Here is a 19,754-nt window from a genome sequence, read left to right on the forward strand (position 1 = left end):
GATCAGGTGACAGATGTCAATATTTGTCACCCCACTAACGGCGTACGGCTGACACAGATTGACGACCGTCAATCCGTTGGCCTACGTTCTCCGCTGTAGAGGTCCGGCGACCGGGCACGGCAGCCCTGAAGCTCGGCCTCGTACCAGCTCGGCAGGGGGATCTGATGCGCGGGGAGCCACTCGACGCGGAGATGATCGTGTCGGCCACCGAGGAGTTGCTGCGCCGGCACGGTCCGGAAAAGACCACCGTGCTCGACGTCGCGCGGCTGCTGGGAGTGAGCCACGGGAGCGTCTACCGGCATTTCCCGTCCAAGGCGGCGCTGCGCGAGGCCGTGATACGGCGCTGGCTCGACCGGGTGCGAGACGACTTCACCGCGGCGGTTCAGAATGCCGAGCTGAGCCCACCCGACCGGCTACGCGGTCTGCTCACCACCATGTTCGCCGCCAAGTGGGCGAAGGCGAGGGAGGACCCGGAGCTGTTCGCCACCTTCCGGGTACTGGCGGCGGAGCACAGCACCGTGTCCTCCGGCCATGTCACCTTCCTGCTCACCCAGATCCGCACCGTCGTCGGCGACGGCATCGCCAGCGGCCACTTCGCAGCCGGCGAACCAGAGGCGATCGCGCGAGCCATCTTCAACGCGACCAGCCGCTTCCACGATCCGACGCACGCCGCGGAGTGGCACTCCCCCGAGACCGAGGCGGAGTCCGCGGATGTCATCTCGCTCATCCTCGACGGCATCCGGGCACGGTGATCATCGACCTGGGCCGGTAAGCGAGAAGGCCCACACCCTCCCTGAGGAGAGCGGGGCCTTCCGCTGTAAGTGGCGCGAGCTGGATTTGAACCAGCGACCTCTGGGTTATGAGCCCAGCGAGCTACCGAGCTGCTCCATCGCGCTGTTGATCATCATACGGCATGAGCCGCCCCGAACCGACCCATTAGCGCCGAAAGCCGCCGCCCTCCCGTACGAGCTGGTGATCGCGGTGCAGATGGTCTTTGGCACGCGGCAGCTGCCGGGTGCGCTGGAGGCGCTGCGCCGCCGCTTCCCGCGGCTGGAGGTCACCGTTTTCGAGGGGCCGAGCTCCGCCGAGGTGGAGCGGGCGTGCTGGACCTCGCCCTGATGGCGGCGTGCGAGCAGACCCCCGCCGACGCCCACCACCTCGGCGACGAGGAGTTCGTCGTGGTGCTGGGTGCCGGGCACCGGCAACTCGCCGCCGACCGGGTCGAGCTGCGCGAGCTGGAGCGTGAGCCGTGGGTGCGGTTCGACCGCGACAGCGCGCTCGACGGCGTGCTGCTGAACGTGCTGCGGGAGAACGAACTGACCCCGACCGGCCGCCCGCGTGTCCCAGACGGCGACGGCCGTACGCTGGGCCGCCCACGGGCTGGGGGTGACACTCGTGACGGCCTCCGCGGTGCCCCGCGGTCATGAGCACCTCGTACGCCCGGCGTTCCCGGTCGTCTCCCAGCCCGTCATCGCCGTCGTCCGGCACGGCGCCGGCCCGGCGGAGACGCCCTGCTCGAATCCTGCGCCAGGAGACCTGGCACAATTCCACATTCTTGAGAAACAGCACCGCTTCCAGCGCGTCCAGCCGTACCGATGCTTCCTATGGCACCCCGGTTCCTTTTTGATCTACCGGGCCGTGCTCGTACGGCGGGCGGCCAGCTCGGCGATCTGGACCGCGTTGAGTGCGGCGCCTTTGCGGAGGTTGTCGCCGGAGACGAAGAAGGCGAGACCCCGATCGCCGGGGACGCCCTCGTCCTGCCGAATCCGGCCGACCAGGCTGGGATCGGTGCCGGTGGCGTGCAGCGGCGTCGGCACGTCGACCAGTTCGACGCCTGGCGCCCGGCCCAGTACGTCTCGAGCGCGGGCCGGGGTGACGGGCTCGGCGAACTCCGCGTTGATCGACAGTGAGTGGCCGGTGAGCACGGGGACACGTACGCAGATGCCGCTGACGGGCAGGCCGGGCAGTTCGAGGATCTTGCGGCTCTCGTTGCGGAGTTTCTGCTCCTCGACGGTCTCGCCCAGCCCATCGTCGACGAAGTCCCCTGCGTGGGGAAGCACGTTGAACGCGGTGGTGGCGGGGAATTCGGCCGCGGGCGGGAACTCTACGGCGTCGCCTCGGTGGACGAGCCCGCGCGGGTCCTGCGCCATCGCGGCCCCCAGCTCGGACAGGAGAGCCTCACCGCCCGCGAGTCCGGCTCCGGAAACGGCCTGGTAGGTGCTGATGACCAGGCGCTGCAGGCCGGCCGCGTCGTGGAGGGCCTTGAGGGCGGGCATCGCGGCCATGGTGGTGCAGTTGGGATTGGCGACGATGCCCTTCACCGCCCGGTCGAGAGTGTGGGGGTTGACCTCGCTGACGATGAGCGGGACGTCGGGATCCATGCGCCAGGCGCTGGAGTTGTCGATGACCAGTACGCCGGCCGCCGCGAACCGCGGCGCCTGTGTGCGTGACGTGGCGGCCCCGGCGGAGAAGATCGCGATGTCCAGCTCGCCCGGGTCGGCGGTGCCGGCGTCTTCAACCGGAATCTGGGCGCCCTTCCAGGGCAGGGTCGTGCCGGCGCTTCTGGCGCTGGCGAAGAAGCGGATCCGGTCCACGGGGAACCCGCGTTCCTCGAGGATCGCCCGTACGACCGTGCCGACCTGGCCGGTGGCGCCGACGACGCCGATGCGGAGTCCCATCTCAGTGCGCTCCTGGGGATGTCGTGGTGTCTGCTGCGGAAACCCGGCGGCCCAGCCGTTCGGCCCCGGTGAGGGCGTAGATCACGGTGTCGCATCCCCGTCCCTGAAAGTCCGGGTGCAGGACCCATCCGACCCCGACCTGGGCGTGGGCGGCGCTGGTGAGGATGAAGAGCCGCCGGTAGGCATCGATGTCGTCGGCATCCTGGTCCCCTGGTGGAGAGAGGTATACAAGGTGAAGCGCTGCCGACCCTGCCACCAATGATCGGCCTGATCCAGTTAATATTGCTTGCGGGAACCGTGAAGGACCGCTTACATATCAGGGCCCGAACGTCGCCACCGCGGACCTCCGCCAGGATCACCGGGCCCCTTCGAGGCAACCATTAATCGGATAAGCCCATGCCGAGGGTGCCTTCAAACGGCCCCATATAGCACGATCACGGTAATCAATCATCAATCGAAAGAGTTGCGATCCGACCCGGGATGACATCATGCCTGGCCCCGGGCTTGAGCTCGTAAATCCATCACCCTCTACCGGAAATGCCAGGTCACGGGCATCCAGTCGAGGATGAAAGCAGTTCATCAACACGCAGCGGAAAAGGGTTTGATAAAGGGACCGGCAGAGAAGTTCGGCGCACTCCGCGTGTTTCTGATCACCCGAATTCCGGCAAACCAGATCCAGCCGGCCAAGGTCTCAACAGACCGGAAGCACGCTCCCCCAGAGCGGCCCTGAGTTACGGAGATGACCCCATGCGCACGATCCTGGTGACCGCGACCGCCGCCATTCTCGCCCTCGGCCTGTCGGCCTGCAACAACAACGACACCACCGCCTCAGCCCCTTCCTCGGTCCCGTCGTCGGCCGCACCGGTCAAGGCCTCCCCTTCCACGCCCACGCAGCACGACACCACACCGACCAACCACGACGCGCAGCCCACCGAGGTCGGTGAAGCCGCCGGCGAACTCACCTACCTCGCACCCGGCAAGTTCCAGGTCGGCGACACCGTGTTCTTCACCGCCGACGACACCGTCCTGATCGTGGCAGGCGGCAAGTGCCCCGACGGCGCGGCCCGCCCGGACAACCGCTGCACCACCGACAACATGGAGATGTGGGCCCAGTCCGCCCAGCGCCTCGCGAAGGTCACCTTCGACGGCCAGACCGCCACCGTCATCCGCGAAGTCAACGACATCTAGGGATGGCGCCCTCCTCGGCCGTCGGCGCCTCCAGCGACGGGTGGTGGGCACGGCAGCACGTGCCCACCACAGCGCCGGACCGCTCAGCAGGTCAGGTCGCGAAGGTCGATCGAGTCGGCGAGGGCCCGGTAGCCGGCGTCGCTGGGATGGATGCGGTCGCCGGAGTCGTACGGCGCGGCCAACCGGGTGTGGTCGCCGCGATCGCGGACGACGGCGTCGAAGTCGAAGACCGCGTTGAAGTCGCCGGTGGTTCGCAGGTCAGCATTGTCCGGTTATGGGCGGTGATCACGCTCGCGGTGCCCTGCGGCGCCAGCGAGACCGAGAGATCGGGGGCCCGGCGCGACCTTCCCGGACAGCGGATCGCTGAGCACCACGGCACCGGCGGGGATGGTCACCGACGATTTCCCGCCGAAGGTGATCCGGCGGCTGCTTCCCGGCACGATCGCGGCCGAGTCCGACGCCGTCGACGTACCGATATAGGCGGAGGAGAAGGTGATGGCGGAGGTGCCCGAAGTTGTTCGACAGCCGGATCCGAAGGTTCGTGCCTCCGATCGTGGTGTGCACCGGGTTGCGGAGGGTGACGTCGGTGAGGCTGCCGCCGGCCTTGTCGTCGCTCGCGGCCCAGGTGGTGACGGTAGTGAGCGGACCCTCGGCTGGACGAGCGCCACGCTCGGCCTCATCTGAGCACCCAGCCATCGAACCAACCCGGCGATCCCCGCCACGCCATCACCGTCTACCGCGGCTCAGAGAGTGGAAGGGACAGGACCTTGTTCGCGAGCGGCCGGCGGTCGCTGTCGGGCGGGATGTCTGCGTCGTCCGCGACTGCCTGGTGTATTGCGCGGCGTTCCGACCCCGCCAGCATGCGCCAGCACAGCCGCGCCAGTTGCAGGCCGTGGTACTGCTCATTCTTGGTGCGAAAGTCGACAATGGCGGAAAGGACCGTCGGACCGTCCGCGAGTGACGGATCTCCCTCCATCAGCCCGAGCGTCAGCACCCGCATCATCGGTGTGCCGTCTCGAAATAGTTTCCGCACCTCCGCGGCATCGAACTTCTGACGGCGGGCGATCGAGGCGGACCGTTCAACGAGAAGGTCGAGCAGATAGACCTTGGCTGCTTTGTGTTCGTCGTCGCTCAACTCATCATGGATCAAGGTATAGGAATCGGCAAAGCGCGCCAGATCGGTGCGTTCGAGAATCACTGCGGTTTTTTCCGCACCTAGATCGCTGATCTCTTGCGTCAGCCGGAATTCGACACCCTGGGTGGTCACCGAGAACCGCTCGATCCGATCGATGACGAACGGGCTGATCAGCAGCAGCACACCGGCGGCGAGCAGCGCGATGGCCGATGCGGTACCTGCGACGCCGACCACCTTGATCACGCCGACCGTCAGCACGACGAGCCCGATGCCGCCGAGGAGGAACCTCGGCAGAAGCTTGGTCACTCTTCACCTCCGCCGGGCCAGGATCACCACCTACGGTCACGGCGGATCCACTCGTGACCATCAGCGGTCAGCCCGGCAAGCCAGTCGCGACGACCACTGGAACCCGAGTAACGCACCGGGGCCTCGTCGCTTCCTGGGAATGATAGACGGGAATGCACAGAGTCTCCTTTTGCGTCACTCGAATCCATGAGATCGTCTGCCAGTGGGGACTTGGGGAAAAGGGCCGTTCGACGACGACACGGCGATGGACTTCTTCGATGCCCTGTCCGACTCTGACGAAAACGTTCGCGTCGAGCGCCTGAGGGCGGCGATTCTGCGGGTGTCCAGGGCACCCGGATCCGTCGGCTACACCGAGGGCGTGGAGGCTGTGGTAGCGGCTTCACTCCTGGCCGGGATGACGCCACCTTTTACGAACGTGGAGTGGGTGGCGTCGCTGCCGTCCGCCCTGACGGCTGAGCTAGCGGACGACGCGGCCGTGGCTGTTGAGCGAGCACATTCTCCTGCCAGCGACCTGCACGAGTCGTGGAGCGAGGCAGGCGGATACGACCAAGTATGGAAGGCGTTGACTCCGGTACTGCGAGCGCTCAGAGCCGCCGGCGAACCGGAGCAGGACGGACTCTTCTGAACCGGGTGTCGCGTTCGCCACGAACGTGAACTCGATGTACCTGGTCGGGCGGCGAAGCCACTGGTCTATGAGCGACGTTTGTCGCCGGCATCGTCGTCACGTCCGCGTTAGGCGCCTTCGCCGGTCAGAGAGGCGCCAGGAGCGGGAACGTCACTTCGCGAAATCGCTGGTGCGGTGGCTGTACATCGGCTCACTCGCGTTGGTCGTTCGCTCAACCTGATTCGGCCTTCACGGCGATCGCATCGAGCGCGGCCTGCCAAGGGATCGGTGCGATGTTGCTCCCGGTAGCGCGATCATGCACCGGGTATCCGCCCGTTTCCCAGATGACCGTCACACCCCAGGAGCGGAGGCGTGCGATGTTCTCCACGAACGCCGGGTGGGAGGTGTGCGCCCGGTTCGACGATGGGACCGCCACGATGGGCAGGCCAAGACCGATGCCCTCCACGAGTATTCCGAGGGCGAGCGTGTCACAGATCCCCGCGGCCCATTTGTTGATGGTGTTCACCGTCGCGGGAGCGACGATCACCGCATCGGCGGGCGGCAGGACATCCGGCTCGTCCGGATGCTTGTACTCGCTGCGTACAGGGTGACCCGTCAACGCGACGAGTTCCTCGACGTCAACGAACCGACGCGCCGAAGGCGTGGTGAGCACACACGTGTCCCAACCACGCTCCTTTGCGAGCCCGACCAGTTCGCCGACACCGCGAGCGGGAGGACACGCGCACACAATCACGTAGAGCACGGGAGCGGCCATACCCTCAGCATCGCGCACAGATCAGCCGATGGATCTACGAGGATCGGCGGTTCCGACCCCGCCACCCGATGAGACCTGCGCTCATGGTGTGTCGTCCGTGGCCCTGTGCCAAGTCCGTCCCGCGTAGGTCTCGCGCCGCGCATACTCGCAGAGTCACGATCAGACGGGTTCCCACCGCCACCCGTTGTTGTCCTCACAGCGGATCTTCTCACCGTTGCCCGCGACACCGCCGGCACCATGATCAGACTTGCGGCAGAACTCCCCCGGCTCATAACACTTCCCGGAATTGGTCAGGGGATAGCAGCTCGGCCGCGGTGCGCGAGCAGCCCTCGACGGCGGCACGTGGCGGCGGGTGTGCACGGGGGAATGAGTCGCAGCAGCGCGATGACGGCGGGTGTGCGCAGGAGAGGGCGTCGCAGCAGCGCCGGGCCGAGGAGAGGACACTGCCGGGGTGGGGGCTGGTGGCACTGGTTGGCTCGTTGATGTACCCGACGATGAGCAGGCGTCGCCCATGGCGCCGAGAATGATCAGTACGGCGATGGCTAGACAGCCGCACCCGGCCGCCTGCTGTTTCTTCTGTGACACTGGGCTCCCCCGCATCTATCCACGCCGCTATATGACGCGTATCCCCCGATAACGGATGACTGCGTCCAAACAGCTGTTGGCGTAAGACGCAGAGCAGAGACGGTCGCCTGGTGCCCCCATCGCCCCTGGTGACGACCTGGGCGCTCGCCCTCGTCCACGACGACCACAGACCCAAGGCCGTGACGTCGACTCGGAACCCGCCACGCTCATTCACGGCGATGAGATGACGCCCGAGCGGACCGCTCCCATCCTCTGGTCCGCCAACTCGTCTCCGACCTGCTCACCGTCCAGGGACCCCTTGAGCGAAGAGCTCCATGAGCTCGCCCATCGGGTAGCCGTGTAGAGAAGTACGCGCCCGCCCGCGCGACGTCTCGGCCAGATCACGGGTTTCGAAACGGTAACTGTCCGGGACCTTCCCGTCTTCAGGGTGAAAAGTGTCTCCGTGCGCCACCTGACGAGGTCATTCGCCGAAGGAGCTCTTCGCCGCGGCCGCCAAATAGAACAGCTCCTGGAAGCATTCGAACAGGACGGCCGCCGCGGACTCCGCTGGGCCTCCATCTCCCCGGCGACCCGCTTCCACGGTTTCATCGTGTCGCTCCACACCGTGGAGGACATCGATTACCGGCTCACCGTCGACGAATACCCGAGCTTCTATGAAAGCGACGAAGAAGACTTCGGCCAGACCATCGGAGAGACCGAGTCGGCGGAAGAAGCCCTCGACCTGGCACACAGAGAACTCACCGCAAATCCCGCACGCTGGGTCAACCAAGGCGTCCTCCAGGACGAGTACAACGACGACGTCGAACAGGGCCGTCCCCTGGGCCGCCGGCATCCCACATGATGGCGATGCTGTCGTCATAAAGACCGCTATCTTCGTTCCATGCACGGTGAATCCGGGGAGATCCTCGCCGGCCGCTACCGGATTCTCGGGCTCATCGGGCGCGGCGGTATGGGCCGGGTGTGGCGCGCGTATGACGCCGAGCTCGATCGCGAGGTCGCCGTCAAGGAGCTGCGGCTGCCCGACGAGGTCGACGACGCCGAGCGGCGCGAGTGGTACGCACGGGCCGCCCGCGAGGCGCGTGCCGCCGCTCGCCTGCACCACCCCGGCATCGTGGCCCTGCACGACCGGGTGATCGGCGACGACGGCCGTCCGTGGCTGGTGATGGAGCTGGTCGGGGGGCGGTCGCTGGACGACGTGCTGCGTACGGACGGGCCGCTGCCCGTACGGCGGGTGGCGGACATCGGCCGTCAGATGCTGGACGCGCTGGCCGCCGCGCACGCCGCGGGCATCGTGCACCGCGACATCAAGCCGGCGAACGTGCTGCTGGACGGCGACCGCGCGGTTCTCACCGACTTCGGCATCGCGGTGCTGGAGGGCGACGCCACGCTGACGAAGTCCGGCATCCAGCTCGGCACCCCGGCGTACATGTCACCGGAGCAGGTCCGCGGCCACGCCGCCACGCCGCGGTCGGACCTGTGGGCGCTCGGCGCCACCCTGTACGCCGCGGTCGAGGGCCGCCCCCCGTTCCAGGGCCCGACGCACGGCGCGGTCTTCGTCGCCATCGCCACCGAAGACCCACCGCCGCCGACCCACGCGGGCCCCTTGACGGACGTTCTCACCGGCCTCCTCAACAAGGACCCCGACGCCCGGCCCACCCCCGAGTCCGTACGCGACCTCCTCATCGCGCAGGCCGCGCCACCGCCCGCCGTGCCTCCCGAGTCCGCGCCCGATCCGTACGGTGGCCGGTCTTCGGCGGCCACGCGTCCGGTGCCCGGCCCATCGCCTGAGCCCGCGCCCGGTCCGCCCGCTGGCCCGCCCCCGGAACGTCCCGGGTTCGCGCCGCATCCGGTGCCGCCCGGCCCCCACGGCGGCACGGTACGGGCGGGCACCGAAATCCTGGACGAGACCGGAGGCCGCCTGCGGCGTGGGCGGGTCGTGGCTGTCGTCGCGGGCGCCGTCGTCGTGCTCGCCGCCGCCGTCGGCGTCGCCGTCCGGGCCGGGACGGGTGACGCCTCCGTGCCCACGCACCATCCGACCACTACCCCGGCCGCCATCCCGGCCGACCGCGTGCTCGACACCGACTCGGCCGGGGTCTGGGGCGTGGCGTTCAGCCCGGACGGCAAGACGCTCGCCAGCGCCGACGATGACGACGCCGTCCGGCTGTGGGACACCGCCACGGGACGGCAGACCGCCGTGCTTTCCAGCGGTAACGGCGATCCGGAGAAGTCCCGGCACGTCGTGGTGTTCGGCCCGGACGGGAAAACCCTGGCCACCGAGGACGACAACGGCGACATCCAGCTTTGGGACGTCGCTTCCAGGCGGGTCATCACCACCCTCACCGACCCGGAGGGCGAGAGCGCCACGTCCGCGACGTTCAGCCCGGACGGCACGACCCTCGCCGTCGGCTCCTTCCGGTTCGGCGAAGACGCAGCGATCATTTCCGGGGTGCGGCTCTGGGACATCGCCACCCGGCGGGACACCGCCACCACCTCGACCACGGGCCATTTCATCTTCGAGACCGCGTTCAGCCCAGACGGCCGGACGCTGGCGTACGGCGAGGGCGACCGCATCCGCCTCTGGGACGTCCCCGGCCGCGGACTGAAAAGCCCGATCAACGCCCATCGCTCCGTCGACGCGGTGGCGTTCAGTCCGGACGGGAAGACCGTGGCCGGCGCCGGCGCCAAGGTCGAGGTCGAGACCTGGGACGTCGCCACGCACCAGCCCGGCCAACGCTTCGCCGGCGGTACGAGCGGCAAGGTCGCGTTCAGCCCCGACGGCCGTTACCTGGCCGCCTGCGACGAGGAGAACGGCCCGACCGCCACGATCTGGGACGCGCGAACCGGCAAGAAGGTCCGCGCGTTCGGCTCGACGACCGGCTACTCGGTGGCGTTCAGCCCGGACGGCAAGACGCTGGCCGGTGGTGGTTCGGACGGCCGCATCCACCTGTGGCGGCTGTGACGCCTCAGTCCAGCCCGCCGGCCACAGGCGGCCTCACATCCGGGATTTCAGCACGTCGATCTCGCAGCCCGGCGAGGACGGGTCGAAGCCGTGCTCGACGAGCCAGCGGACCGCCAGCAGGCTTCGCAGCGACCACCACGCGCGGATCACGTCGAGGTCGACGTCGGTGCCGTAGCCGGCGACGACGTCGCCAAGGTGTTCCTCGTGTCCGAGCGTCAAGATGGCGAGGTCGTACAGGGCATCGCCGTGGCCCGCCTCGGACCAGTCGATCACTCCGGTGACCTTGTCACCGTCGACGAACACGTGGCTGATCTGCAGGTCGCCGTGGGTGAACACCGGTGTCCAGGGCCGGAGCGCGGCCTCGGCGACCTGGCGGTTGCGCGTGACCAGGCCGGTGGGAAGGACGTCGTTCGCGATGAGCCACTCGCATTCGCTGTCGAGCTGCGATGCGACCTCGTTGAGGCTCCGGCCGGGCCATGGCGGCAGCGGCGCGTCGTGCAGCATCCGTACGGCGGCGCCCGCCGCGGCCCACGCCGCCGGCGACGCGGTCGCCGGCTCACCGAGGCGGCCGAGTGCCGTTCCGGGGACGGCGGCGAGGGCGAGCACGGGCGGCTTCCGCCACAGGACCTCCGGAGTCGGGATCGGCGCCATGGCCATCGCCTCGACCTCGACGTCGATACGCGTCTGATCAGCGTCGATCTTCAGGAACACGTCGCCGACGCGCAGGGTGGCACGCTCGTTATGGGCGACGACGACCTCGACCTCTTCCACGTCGGTCATTATCAACGGGGGTGACCACCGACGTCACCGGGTTATTCGCGCGCCCGCCGGCCCGGAGTGGGCACCCGCGGCCTTCGAAGTCGGCTGGGGTTCACGCCTCGTCGAGTTGCCGCAGGTACTCGGTCAGCTCGGGAACCGTCGGCAGCAATTGCGGGTCGACGCTCTTCCGGATCAGACCGGCCTCCTCGTCCCCGCGTTGCCCTTCGAGGATGACGACGACGAACTCGCGTGGAAGCGAGCTGTGGATGCCGCCCCGGCGCGCCGTCGTGGTCATCGCTTTGCAGACACTGGCCATCGCGGTGTCGTGCGCCGTCTCAAGCGCGTCCATCGCCGCGAACTGTTCGGCCTCGGTGGCAGCGGGCGCCAGGTACTCCTCAGTGAGACGGCGATACCACGGCGACATCGCATCGCTCGCGGCATCCAGGACGTCCCACCGCCACTCCGGCGGGGCGAACCGTGTCGAGTACCTGTAGTCCTCCCCGCCCGGGCGCATCTCGCGCACGGCTGCCTCAGTGTTGGCGGCCAGGGCAGGCGAGAGGATCCCATCACCGTCCATGTAGAAGAGATGGAAGGCCGCGGCGTACAGCCGCTCATCTGGAAACGCCGTTGCGAGGTCGGCCAGGATGCGGCATCCGCTGTCATGCCATGCCGTTTCAAAGGCGCTCCAGTCCATCGCCGCATACTACCCAGCTCTTTTCACCTCGGCCCCAGGCCGCATTCGCGTTCGCCACGGGCTCGGCACGTCATGCGCCCCCGCTGCGGCCACTGCTACCGTGCGCCCGGAAGTTATGGGGCTTGGCCTGCGGCAAGGCCATCGCCAGTGCGAAAAGAAGTCCCTCCGCTGGCGGCCGACATCCTGAGGTCCGCCGAGGTATAGCGCCGCGCACGACGCATCGGGGAGAAGGGGCGCTTCGTGCGAGTTGGTGGTCCTAGCGCGGAGTCCTCTCGGACGCGGCACCAGCCGTCATCGAAAGACCGCATCCGCCCCGTGTCGCTCCGGCGCGGCCTCGCGCTGTCGCATTACAAGGTCAGCCGCAGTGACTCCAGTCGGAGTTCCAGACGGCCACATGGCCGTTACCTTCGTTGACGGTGCCTCCCCGAACCTCAAAATCCTCTGAAAGAGGGCTCATCGAGGGAGGAGGGCGGACGGGACGATGACTCGGCCGGTCGAGCGGCCCGTCGCGTCCAGCATCCAGCCCATGCGTTTCGGGGTGCGCAGGTTGATGGCGTTGTCGCGGACTCTCAGGAAGGGCAGGCGTGCTCCGAGCAGCATCTCGATGCGCTGAATGTCGCCGACGGAACGGGTCCAGATGGTCATCGCGAGATTCGTCTCGCCGGTGGTGGAGATGCACATCCGCAGTTCGGGCAGGCTCGCCAGGGCGGTGACGGCGCGGTCGTGATCGGCGGCCTCGGCCCTGGCCGTCCAGGTGCTGCTCACCGACCAGCCCGATACCTCTGCCGCCAACTCGCAGCGGAAGGACAGCAGCCCCGAACGCAGCACCCGGTGGAGCTGGCGGCGGGTGGTCGCGGGGTTCTGACCGAGGGTCCGGGCGAGGTCGGCGGCGTTCGCTCGACCGTCTTGGGCGAGCGCGTGGATCAGTGGCGTCAAGGCCTGCGGGACCGCACCGCTCGGCCCCTTCGAAGCCGATTGGGCGATCCGCTGGAACGCCGCCTCCTGTGCAGGTTCGAGGGCATCGAGTCGCCAGTGGCTACCGTGGCGGTGGACGCGCGTCGCCACGTGGCTGCGCTGGCGCGCGATGCCCGGCAACGACTCCAGGTGATCGAGCAGGAACGCGGTCAGCTCCGGCAGGTCGTGGGTGATGACCGTGAGGAGGAGGTCCCGGCCGCGAGTCGATTCCTCGACGGTGACGACCCGCGGATCCCGGCACACGGCTCGTAGCACGTCGGGCCGGGTTCCCGGGAGGCAGTCGACCTCGACGAGCGACAGGGTCACATCGCGGTATCCGGCGCCCGGCTGCGCACTCACCCACGCCAAGCCGGCCGATCGCAGCCGAGTCCAGCGGGCGACGAGCGAGGAACGGCTGGCGCGGAGTATGCGTGCCGCGTCCGTCCACGTGACCCGTGGAGCGATCTGCAGGGCGTGCAGCAATTGCAGGTCTCGCTCGTCGAGTTGCACGAAACGCCTCCGAATCTGGCCATCTCTGCTTGATTTGGTCGATTATCGCTCCCGCACGCGTCCGTCGCCGATGCTGTCCGGACATCGACGGGAGGCGGCGACATGGAGATCCATCGCGAGGCGCAGGCGCTGCTCGGCGAGCTGACGGGTCTGCGGCACCGGCTGCATGCCCATCCGGAGATCGGCCTGGATCTTCCCAGGACTCAGGCGGCGGTGCTCGATGCCCTGGACGATCTGCCGTTGGAGATCACGCCGGGAGACCGGTCGACGTCCGTGACCGCGGTGCTGCGCGGGCGTGCGCCGACCGCGACGGAGGAACGGACCACCGTGTTGTTGCGTGCGGACATGGACGCCGTACCCGTGTCGGAGGAGACCGGACTGCCCTTCCGCTCACGCGTTGACGGCGCGATGCACGCCTGCGGCCATGACCTGCACACCGCCATGCTCGCGGGCGCCGCGCGCCTGCTCGCGACGCGGCGGAACCACCTGAGCGGCGATGTCGTCCTGATGTTCCAGCCGGGAGAGGAGGGCTGGGAAGGGGCCAAAGCCATGATCGAGGACGGCGTACTCGACGCGTCGGGGCGAAGAGCCGATGCCGCGTACGGGCTGCATGTCTTCTCCACCCTGCCACAGCGTCTGTTCACCCGCCCGGGCCCCATGCTGGCGGCGTCCTCCGCGCTGCTGGTCACGGTGCACGGTGAGGGTGGTCACGCGTCGGCACCACACCTGGCCCGCGACCCGATCACGGCCACCGCAGAGATGATCTTGGCTCTGCAGACCATGGTGACCCGGCGGTTCGACGCGTTCGACCCCGTCGTCTTGACGGTCGGCACGTTGCACGCCGGCACGCGGCGCAATGTGCTCCCCGCGACGGCGACGTTCGAGGCGACGATCCGCACCTTCGGCGACTCGGTCGCCGTCAGAGTGGGCGAGGAGGCTCTGCGCCTGATCCATGGGATCGCCGACGCCCACGGCGTCCGCGCCGACGCGCATTTCGTCCGAGAACGCCCGGCCACGGTCAATGACGCCGCCGAGACGGCCTTCGTGGAGCAGACGATCCGTACGGTCTTCGGCGATGACCTGCACGAGTCGCTTTCGCACCCGTTCACCGGCGCCGAGGACTTCTCCCGGGTGCTCGCCGAGGTCCCGGGCAGTTTCGTCGCGCTGGGTGCCCTGCCGGCCGGCGCGAATCCTCGACACGCCGCCTACAACCACAGCGGCCGTGCGGTCTTCGACGACGCCGTGCTTCCGCTGGGCGCCGCCTTGTACGCCGAGTTGGCGATGCGGCGGACGGCCGTACGGCCATCCCGCCTTCCGGCAACGACTGGGGAGGTCCTGTAATGAACGATCGTCTTTCCGCGCGCCCCACGCACCGGGCACTGCTCGGCACGGCCCTCGGGCACGCCCTCGAGTGGTACGACTGGGGGATCTACGCGATCTTCGTGCCGTTCTTCTCGACACGGTTCTTCGACCCGCACGACGAGGTCTCCGCCGTACTGTCGAGCCTCGCGGTCTTCGCGGTCGGGTTCGCGGCCCGCCCGGTCGGCGGCCTGGTCGTCGGACGCCTCGCCGACCGTGTCGGACGTAAGCCGATGATGCTGGCGACCGTCGCGGGTATGGCCGCGGGCAGCCTGATCATCGGGCTCTGCCCGACGTACGCGACGCTCGGCGCGGGAGCTTCCGCGATTCTCGTGCTCGCCCGCATCGTTCAAGGACTGGCCACCGGAGGTGAACTACCGTCGGCCCAGACGTACCTCGCGGAGTACGCGCCGCGGCGGCGCCGGGGTCTTTGGTCCAGTGTCATCTACATCGCCAGCGTCGGCGGGAACACCGTCGGTGTGCTGCTCGGTCTTCTGCTGTCGATGCTGCTGTCCAAGTCGGACATGGCGTCCTTCGGCTGGCGTGTCCCGTTCATCGTCGGCGGTGTCCTCGGTGCCGGGACGCTCTGGATTCGCCGCTCGCTCGCCGAGACCGCCGCATTCACCGCCGAGCGGAAGGAGCGGCCCCGGCTCTGGCAGGAGGTGCTGCGTCATCGCCGCCAGGCGGTCCAGGTCGTCGGCATGAGCGTCGGGCTCACGGTCGTCTATTACGCCTGGGTGATCGCCGCCCCGGCGTACGCCATCAGCGCGATGCACGTGAACGCGGACTCGGCCATGCTCGCCGGAGTCCTGTCCAGCCTCCTGCTCATCGCCGTACTGCCGGCGTGGGGCGCGCTGTCCGATCGGGTCGGTCGCCGGCCGGTGCTGCTGATCAGCACGCTCGGCACGGCCGTCTCACTGTTCCCGCTGCAGGCGATGATCGATGGCAGCGCCTGGCGGCTGGGCGTGGCCATGGCGATCGCGATGGTGTTCATCGGCGCCGGCGTGTCGATCCTGCCCGCCGCGTACGCGGAGATGTTCCCGACTCACATCCGTACGGTCGGGCTCGCGGTGCCGTACTCGATCGCCGTCGCCGCCTTCGGCGGAACGGCGCCGTACCTGCAGACGTGGATGGGAGAAACCGCCGGCCGGGCCGCGTTCACCGGCTATGTGGTGCTCCTGCTGGTGGTGTCCGCGATGACCGTCCTCACATTGCCCGAGACCCGCGGGATGAGTCTCACCACGACCGGGAACGACAGCGACGATACGGAGGGCATTGAGCGTGAAGCTGCTTGACCTGCTCGATGACGGCATCGAGGCGATCGACCTGGCACAGCCGCTGGAGACCGGAATGCCCGTGTCCCCGACGCATCCCGGCTTCCAGTTCGCACTTCGCCAGCGGCACGGCGACGTCGAACGCCCGGACGGAATGACCGGATCGCACGAGATGCTCGTCCTCGGCGGGCACGTCGGAACGCACATGGACGCGCTGTGCCACGTCGCCGTCGACGGCCGCATGTACGGGGGCGTGACGGTCGCCGACGCCCTCGAGAACGGCCGGTACAGCAGCCACGGCATCGACCAGGTGCCTCCACTCGTCCGCCGCGGAGTGCTCTTCGACGTACCCGCCGTACGCGGGCTGGACCGCCTCCCCCCGGGTGAGCCCGTGAGCGTGGAGGACCTGCGCGCCGGCGAGATCATGCCGAAGCGAGGCGACGTCGCGCTGGTACGCACCGGATGGGCACGACTGTGGGCCGACCCACCGGCCTACCTCGGGGACGAGCGCGGCGTACCCGGCCTCGCTGTCGAGGCCGCGGCCTGGCTCGCCGAACGCGGTGTCGCCGCGGTCGGCGCGGACACCATCGCACTCGAGCAGATTCCATCCGGCGGCGGGCTCACCAGCCTGCCGGTGCACCGCCTGTTGCTCGCCGAACACGGCATCAATCTGATCGAGGTGATGGCACTCGAAACCCTCGCCGCCCGCGGCATACGCGAATTCCTCTTCATCGGCGCACCATTGAACATCCGCGGCGCCACCGGCGCGCCCATCCGCCCGCTCGCCCTCATCGGGGCCTGAAGTGATCACCATGAAGATCATCCCGGCGACCGGCCAATACCCACGCGTGAAGACCTAGGTCGGTGCAGGCGAGTGCCGGGGGAATGACGACTGGCGAGGGTCATGAAGGCAGGCGCGTGCCTACACCGGGATGTGATCACAGCGAGCGTCAGGTCGCGTGCGTTCGCCGCAGGGGCGGCTCGTCGGGAGTTCGCGCGAGCCGGAGTACGGACCTGTACGACGTGGGGGGCGATGGTTTTCGCTTGCAGCGGCTAGCACGAAATCATATAGTCCGAAATCGTGACGTCCGAAACCGTACCATCTGGGTGGTCGGCTTTGCTCGCATTGCAGCGGGCCACCCACGCGACTCTGCAAGTGCTCTCCGCGGAGCTCGTCGATCTGGGCCTGACCGCCTCCGAGATCAACGCGCTGGCGAACCTGGCTGACGGCCGCGGGCGGACCGTGTCCGAACTCGGCGCGGCCGTGGGATCCCGCCCCACCACACTGACCAGCGTGCTGGACCGTCTGGAACGACGTGGGCACATCACCCGCGGCAGCCGCCCCGGAGACCGCCGCTCGGTACTCATTGAGCTCACGCCGTCCGGACAATCGGCCGCCACCACGATCCGGCAGGCCATCGGCGACTTGGAGCACCGCGCGCTCGACGGCCTGCCGGACGACGCGATCGCCCACCTGCGCACTGCCCTGCAAGCCCTGACGGAGATTTCCTCATGACCATGCGTCCCTCCGACGAACACGTCGTCGGCGCCCCCGACTTCGATGCGTTGATGGCCGAAGTGATGGCGACCGCCGAGCGGTTCGGCCACCGGGAACATGTCCATCTGACGTGGCTGGCCGTGCGACGGGTCGGTGTGTCCGCGGCGGTCGGCCTGATCAGCGACGGCATCCGGCGCACCGCCCGCTATGCGAAGGTGCCCCAGAAGTACCACGCGACCATGAGCCGAGCCTGGGTCGAACTGGTTGGTCACCACGCGACCGAAGACGGCGAAGACGACTTCACCGCGTTCGCCGGCCACCACCCCGCCCTGCTCGACAAGCGCCTTCTGACCCGCTTCTACCGCCCGGCGACGCTGACCTCCTCACAGGCCAGGACCGGCTGGGTCGAACCCGACCGCGCTCCTTTCCCGTGGCAGGACACGGGCCGACGGTAAACCCACGGCGACCGTGATCGGGCGATGGCGGCATGCCTGCCGTCGCGGGCACCCGCCCCGCCGCAGGTACGGGCGGCGGCATTCTTTGCGGTGGTCACTGAAACTCCGCCGGCCCGGGATCGCGGGAAAGCGTGCCCGGGCCGGGAAGGAGTGGTGAGGTCAGCTCGTCTTTTTGGTCAGCGATATGACGGTGGCGTCATTGGCATTGATCGAGTACTCATAGTAGGAATCGAATCCGGAAGCTTGGGTCTTGGTGCGCGCACTGCCCTTGTGGAATGTCGTGCCGGCCGGTGGTGTGGCCGTCGCGCTCCAGGGCGTCCGGGTGCCCTGGGTGCAGGCGATCTCCTGAGAGTATTCGGCCTGTATGCGCTGCCCCTTGCGCTTCTGCGTGATGGTGCCGGTGATGTCGACGAAGGCGTCCTTGTTACAGCGCACGGTTCCGTGCACGGTCGCGCTACCGTCCAGGGTGCTGACGGTGCCGTGGCCGGCGACGGTCACACCCACTTTCAGCACCGGCGGTGGCGGCGGGTTGAGGATGTGCACCGTCGCCCGCAGCCCCGGCGCCTCCCCCCAGCAGTGAAAGTCCACGGTCGCGTCGAACGCGCGGACGTACCAGTAAGGACCCCACTCGATCTTGTTGATCGTGAACGATCCCAACCCCCAGCAGAAGTACGAGGGCCGCCAGATGCTGATCCCCGGAGCGCCCTCGCCGGTCGTGTCCTGGTACGTGCCCGGCACCAGCGCTTCCCCCTCGGGAACGAAGAGACCGAGGTGCCAGTCGTTGCCGTCAGTCCCGTTGATCTCCATATCAACGGAGTGATGATCTGCGGCGCCGTCGACCTCCATTTGGTCCCCGGCCGTCGTGTCGTACGAAAAGGACTGACCCGAGGCGATCGGATCGTCGGGGTCGCTGGTCAACGAGAACGACCCGGACGTCACCGGCTGTGCGGACGCGGACCCGACCAGGAACAGGGATCCGATCACGAGCGCGGCCGCGGCGGCCACCATCGCCATCGCACGACTCCACGACACTTTCATGCGTTTCCCCTTGCTGCCGTGAATCCCCCGCTAAGGGTGATCATTGTGAATGGGGTGGATCGGCCGATACGGGGAAGACGCGCCTCGCGTTACCGTGGTTTACTCTCTGACCGGTACACGCCATAGAGCCGCTCACGGCGTCCGAGCTGGTCCGTTGCCGAGGAACGACGGTTGATGGGGCCGCTACGCGTCCCAACCGGCCCCGCGACAGATCGCGGCTAGACGGTGAGGGGCTTCACGGTGAACTGGTAGTCATAGCGGATGAGCTCGTCCTCGCCGAGGATGAGGAAGACGCGGGCGGCCCAGGCGAGCTCTTCGTCTTTGGTGGTCAGCTGGATGGTGAACGTGACGGCGTCGTGGTGAGCGAATGTGTCGTTTGCTGAGCTGAAGCTTCTCGATCACCTCGAAGCCGAAGGACCCGTCGACGCCGTGGGTGCCTCCATGGGGTGCGCGACCGTGCTGCATGCGGCCGTAAACGCTCCCCACCGGTTCGACCGGCTGGTGCTGCTGACCCCGCCGAGAGCATGGGAGACACGTACGGACGCCCGCCGCGCGTACCAGGCCGCAGCGGACCAAATGGAACGCGAGGGCCGAGACGCCTGGGCCGCCGGCCTGGGCCGCCGGCCTACGCCGTCTCCCGCCACCACCCATCCTCGCCGACGTATGGAGCTCCTTGGCGGCCCCGGACGTCCCGGACGCGCTGCTACCGGCGGTGCTCCGCGGAGTGGCGGAGTCCGACCTGCCCGACCGCGCGGCGTTGGCGGCGTTGCCCCATCCCACGTTGGCCACCGCCTGGGAAGGAGACCCGACCCACCCGCTCTCGACGGCGCAGGAACCCGCCGAGCTGATACCCGACGCGGAACTCCACATCACACGCACCTCCGCCGATCGGCCGGCCCGCGGCCGGCAGATCGCCTCCTTCCTTTCCCAAGATGAGGGCGCCCCGGCGCCACCCGCCCCTAGTTCACGCTGATCACGCTGGA

At 68.4% G+C, this 19,754-nt stretch carries 20 protein-coding genes, 1 tRNA gene and 1 pseudogene; 14 read left to right on the plus strand and 8 right to left on the minus strand.

Annotated features, from left to right (window positions below; all coding sequences use genetic code 11):
- The first annotated feature begins 164 nt into the window (after positions 1–164).
- A complete protein-coding gene (locus OG417_RS47880) occupies positions 165–752 on the plus strand; it encodes a TetR family transcriptional regulator (RefSeq protein WP_329244490.1) in 588 nt (195 codons plus the stop codon).
- A gap of 70 nt (positions 753–822) precedes the next feature.
- Here OG417_RS47880 and OG417_RS47885 read toward each other — a convergent pair.
- Positions 823–896: transfer RNA gene (locus OG417_RS47885), tRNA-Met, on the minus strand.
- Positions 897–981: 85 nt separating this feature from the next.
- Between OG417_RS47885 and OG417_RS47890 the strand changes: the two genes are divergently transcribed.
- A complete protein-coding gene (locus tag OG417_RS47890; RefSeq protein ID WP_329244494.1) occupies positions 982–1,119 on the plus strand; it encodes a hypothetical protein in 138 nt (45 codons plus the stop codon).
- Positions 1,101–1,427 (plus strand): LysR family transcriptional regulator substrate-binding protein, encoded by a 327-nt coding sequence (locus tag OG417_RS47895; protein WP_329244497.1) that lies wholly within the window; start codon positions 1,101–1,103, stop codon positions 1,425–1,427. The genes OG417_RS47890 and OG417_RS47895 overlap by 19 nt, the downstream gene beginning before the upstream one ends.
- A gap of 201 nt (positions 1,428–1,628) precedes the next feature.
- On the opposite strand, the gene OG417_RS47900 is transcribed toward OG417_RS47895, so the two are convergent.
- Complete coding sequence (locus OG417_RS47900; RefSeq protein WP_329244500.1) at positions 1,629–2,678, minus strand: aspartate-semialdehyde dehydrogenase; 1,050 nt, start codon at positions 2,676–2,678, stop codon at positions 1,629–1,631.
- Positions 2,679–3,425: 747 nt separating this feature from the next.
- Between OG417_RS47900 and OG417_RS47905 the strand changes: the two genes are divergently transcribed.
- The gene (locus tag OG417_RS47905) at positions 3,426–3,866 is read left to right on the plus strand and encodes a hypothetical protein (RefSeq protein ID WP_329244503.1); all 441 of its coding nucleotides are present in this window, start codon (positions 3,426–3,428) and stop codon (positions 3,864–3,866) included.
- A 733-nt stretch (positions 3,867–4,599) separates the two neighbouring features.
- On the opposite strand, the gene OG417_RS47910 is transcribed toward OG417_RS47905, so the two are convergent.
- On the minus strand, positions 4,600–5,307 hold the full coding sequence (locus OG417_RS47910) for a hypothetical protein (RefSeq protein WP_329244505.1): 708 nt from the start codon (positions 5,305–5,307) through the stop codon (positions 4,600–4,602).
- Positions 5,308–5,509: 202 nt separating this feature from the next.
- Between OG417_RS47910 and OG417_RS47915 the strand changes: the two genes are divergently transcribed.
- Positions 5,510–5,932, plus strand: a complete 423-nt coding sequence (locus tag OG417_RS47915; RefSeq protein WP_329244508.1) for a DUF4259 domain-containing protein — start codon at positions 5,510–5,512, stop codon at positions 5,930–5,932.
- Positions 5,933–6,143: 211 nt separating this feature from the next.
- Here the strand turns inward: OG417_RS47915 and OG417_RS47920 are convergent, their stop codons facing one another.
- Positions 6,144–6,674: a flavoprotein gene (locus OG417_RS47920; RefSeq protein ID WP_329244511.1), complete on the minus strand. Its 531-nt coding sequence runs from the start codon at positions 6,672–6,674 to the stop codon at positions 6,144–6,146.
- Positions 6,675–7,713: 1,039 nt separating this feature from the next.
- On the opposite strand from OG417_RS47920, the gene OG417_RS47925 reads away from it, so the two are divergent.
- On the plus strand, positions 7,714–8,112 hold the full coding sequence (locus OG417_RS47925; RefSeq protein ID WP_329244514.1) for a hypothetical protein: 399 nt from the start codon (positions 7,714–7,716) through the stop codon (positions 8,110–8,112).
- 39 nt (positions 8,113–8,151) lie between these two features.
- A complete protein-coding gene (locus OG417_RS47930; RefSeq protein WP_329244517.1) occupies positions 8,152–10,230 on the plus strand; it encodes a WD40 repeat domain-containing serine/threonine protein kinase in 2,079 nt (692 codons plus the stop codon).
- 33 nt (positions 10,231–10,263) lie between these two features.
- On the opposite strand, the gene OG417_RS47935 is transcribed toward OG417_RS47930, so the two are convergent.
- The 3 genes from OG417_RS47935 to OG417_RS47945 form a co-directional block, all read right to left on the minus strand.
- A complete protein-coding gene (locus tag OG417_RS47935; protein WP_329244520.1) occupies positions 10,264–11,001 on the minus strand; it encodes an aminoglycoside phosphotransferase family protein in 738 nt (245 codons plus the stop codon).
- A gap of 100 nt (positions 11,002–11,101) precedes the next feature.
- Positions 11,102–11,683, minus strand: coding sequence for a DUF4303 domain-containing protein (locus tag OG417_RS47940; RefSeq protein ID WP_329244524.1), 582 nt, complete (start codon positions 11,681–11,683; stop codon positions 11,102–11,104).
- Positions 11,684–12,136: 453 nt separating this feature from the next.
- On the minus strand, positions 12,137–13,147 hold the full coding sequence (locus OG417_RS47945) for an Lrp/AsnC family transcriptional regulator (protein ID WP_329244527.1): 1,011 nt from the start codon (positions 13,145–13,147) through the stop codon (positions 12,137–12,139).
- 102 nt (positions 13,148–13,249) lie between these two features.
- Here OG417_RS47945 and OG417_RS47950 point away from each other — a divergent pair, with 102 nt between their 5' ends.
- The 5 genes from OG417_RS47950 (at position 13,250) to OG417_RS47970 (ending at position 17,733) form a co-directional block, all read left to right on the plus strand.
- Complete coding sequence (locus tag OG417_RS47950) at positions 13,250–14,488, plus strand: M20 metallopeptidase family protein (protein ID WP_329244529.1); 1,239 nt, start codon at positions 13,250–13,252, stop codon at positions 14,486–14,488.
- Positions 14,488–15,801, plus strand: a complete 1,314-nt coding sequence (locus OG417_RS47955) for an MFS transporter (protein WP_329244532.1) — start codon at positions 14,488–14,490, stop codon at positions 15,799–15,801. The genes OG417_RS47950 and OG417_RS47955 overlap by 1 nt, the downstream gene beginning before the upstream one ends.
- Positions 15,788–16,582 (plus strand): cyclase family protein, encoded by a 795-nt coding sequence (locus OG417_RS47960; protein ID WP_329244535.1) that lies wholly within the window; start codon positions 15,788–15,790, stop codon positions 16,580–16,582. Before OG417_RS47955 ends, OG417_RS47960 begins: the two co-directional genes overlap by 14 nt.
- Positions 16,583–16,861: 279 nt before the next feature.
- Positions 16,862–17,296, plus strand: coding sequence for a MarR family winged helix-turn-helix transcriptional regulator (locus OG417_RS47965; RefSeq protein WP_329244538.1), 435 nt, complete (start codon positions 16,862–16,864; stop codon positions 17,294–17,296).
- Complete coding sequence (locus OG417_RS47970) at positions 17,293–17,733, plus strand: hypothetical protein (protein WP_329244540.1); 441 nt, start codon at positions 17,293–17,295, stop codon at positions 17,731–17,733. The genes OG417_RS47965 and OG417_RS47970 overlap by 4 nt, the downstream gene beginning before the upstream one ends.
- 159 nt (positions 17,734–17,892) lie before the next feature.
- On the opposite strand, the gene OG417_RS47975 is transcribed toward OG417_RS47970, so the two are convergent.
- Positions 17,893–18,747, minus strand: a complete 855-nt coding sequence (locus tag OG417_RS47975) for a hypothetical protein (protein ID WP_329244543.1) — start codon at positions 18,745–18,747, stop codon at positions 17,893–17,895.
- Positions 18,748–19,140: 393 nt separating this feature from the next.
- Between OG417_RS47975 and OG417_RS54700 the strand changes: the two are divergent.
- A pseudogene (locus OG417_RS54700) lies at positions 19,141–19,356 on the plus strand (alpha/beta fold hydrolase); the annotation flags it as partial.
- Between the two features lie 88 nt (positions 19,357–19,444).
- Positions 19,445–19,744, plus strand: coding sequence for an alpha/beta fold hydrolase (locus OG417_RS47980; RefSeq protein WP_329244545.1), 300 nt, complete (start codon positions 19,445–19,447; stop codon positions 19,742–19,744).
- Positions 19,745–19,754: the final 10 nt, after the last annotated feature.

It is taken from the genome of Actinoallomurus sp. NBC_01490 (genome assembly GCF_036227085.1).
Taxonomy (GTDB): domain Bacteria; phylum Actinomycetota; class Actinomycetes; order Streptosporangiales; family Streptosporangiaceae; genus Actinoallomurus; species Actinoallomurus oryzae.

Bases quoted from the DNA above. Each gene is read 5' to 3' on its own strand.
- OG417_RS47975 (WP_329244543.1), bottom strand. From the start codon at position 18,747: ATGGCGATGGTGGCCGCCGCGGCCGCGCTCGTGATCGGATCCCTGTTC.
- OG417_RS47955 (WP_329244532.1), top strand. From the start codon at position 14,488: ATGAACGATCGTCTTTCCGCGCGCCCCACGCACCGGGCACTGCTCGGC.
- OG417_RS47905 (WP_329244503.1), top strand. From the start codon at position 3,426: ATGCGCACGATCCTGGTGACCGCGACCGCCGCCATTCTCGCCCTCGGC.
- OG417_RS47900 (WP_329244500.1), bottom strand. From the start codon at position 2,678: ATGGGACTCCGCATCGGCGTCGTCGGCGCCACCGGCCAGGTCGGCACG.
- OG417_RS47940 (WP_329244524.1), bottom strand. From the start codon at position 11,683: ATGGACTGGAGCGCCTTTGAAACGGCATGGCATGACAGCGGATGCCGC.
- OG417_RS47880 (WP_329244490.1), top strand. From the start codon at position 165: ATGCGCGGGGAGCCACTCGACGCGGAGATGATCGTGTCGGCCACCGAG.
- OG417_RS47930 (WP_329244517.1), top strand. From the start codon at position 8,152: ATGCACGGTGAATCCGGGGAGATCCTCGCCGGCCGCTACCGGATTCTC.
- OG417_RS47970 (WP_329244540.1), top strand. From the start codon at position 17,293: ATGACCATGCGTCCCTCCGACGAACACGTCGTCGGCGCCCCCGACTTC.
- OG417_RS47950 (WP_329244529.1), top strand. From the start codon at position 13,250: ATGGAGATCCATCGCGAGGCGCAGGCGCTGCTCGGCGAGCTGACGGGT.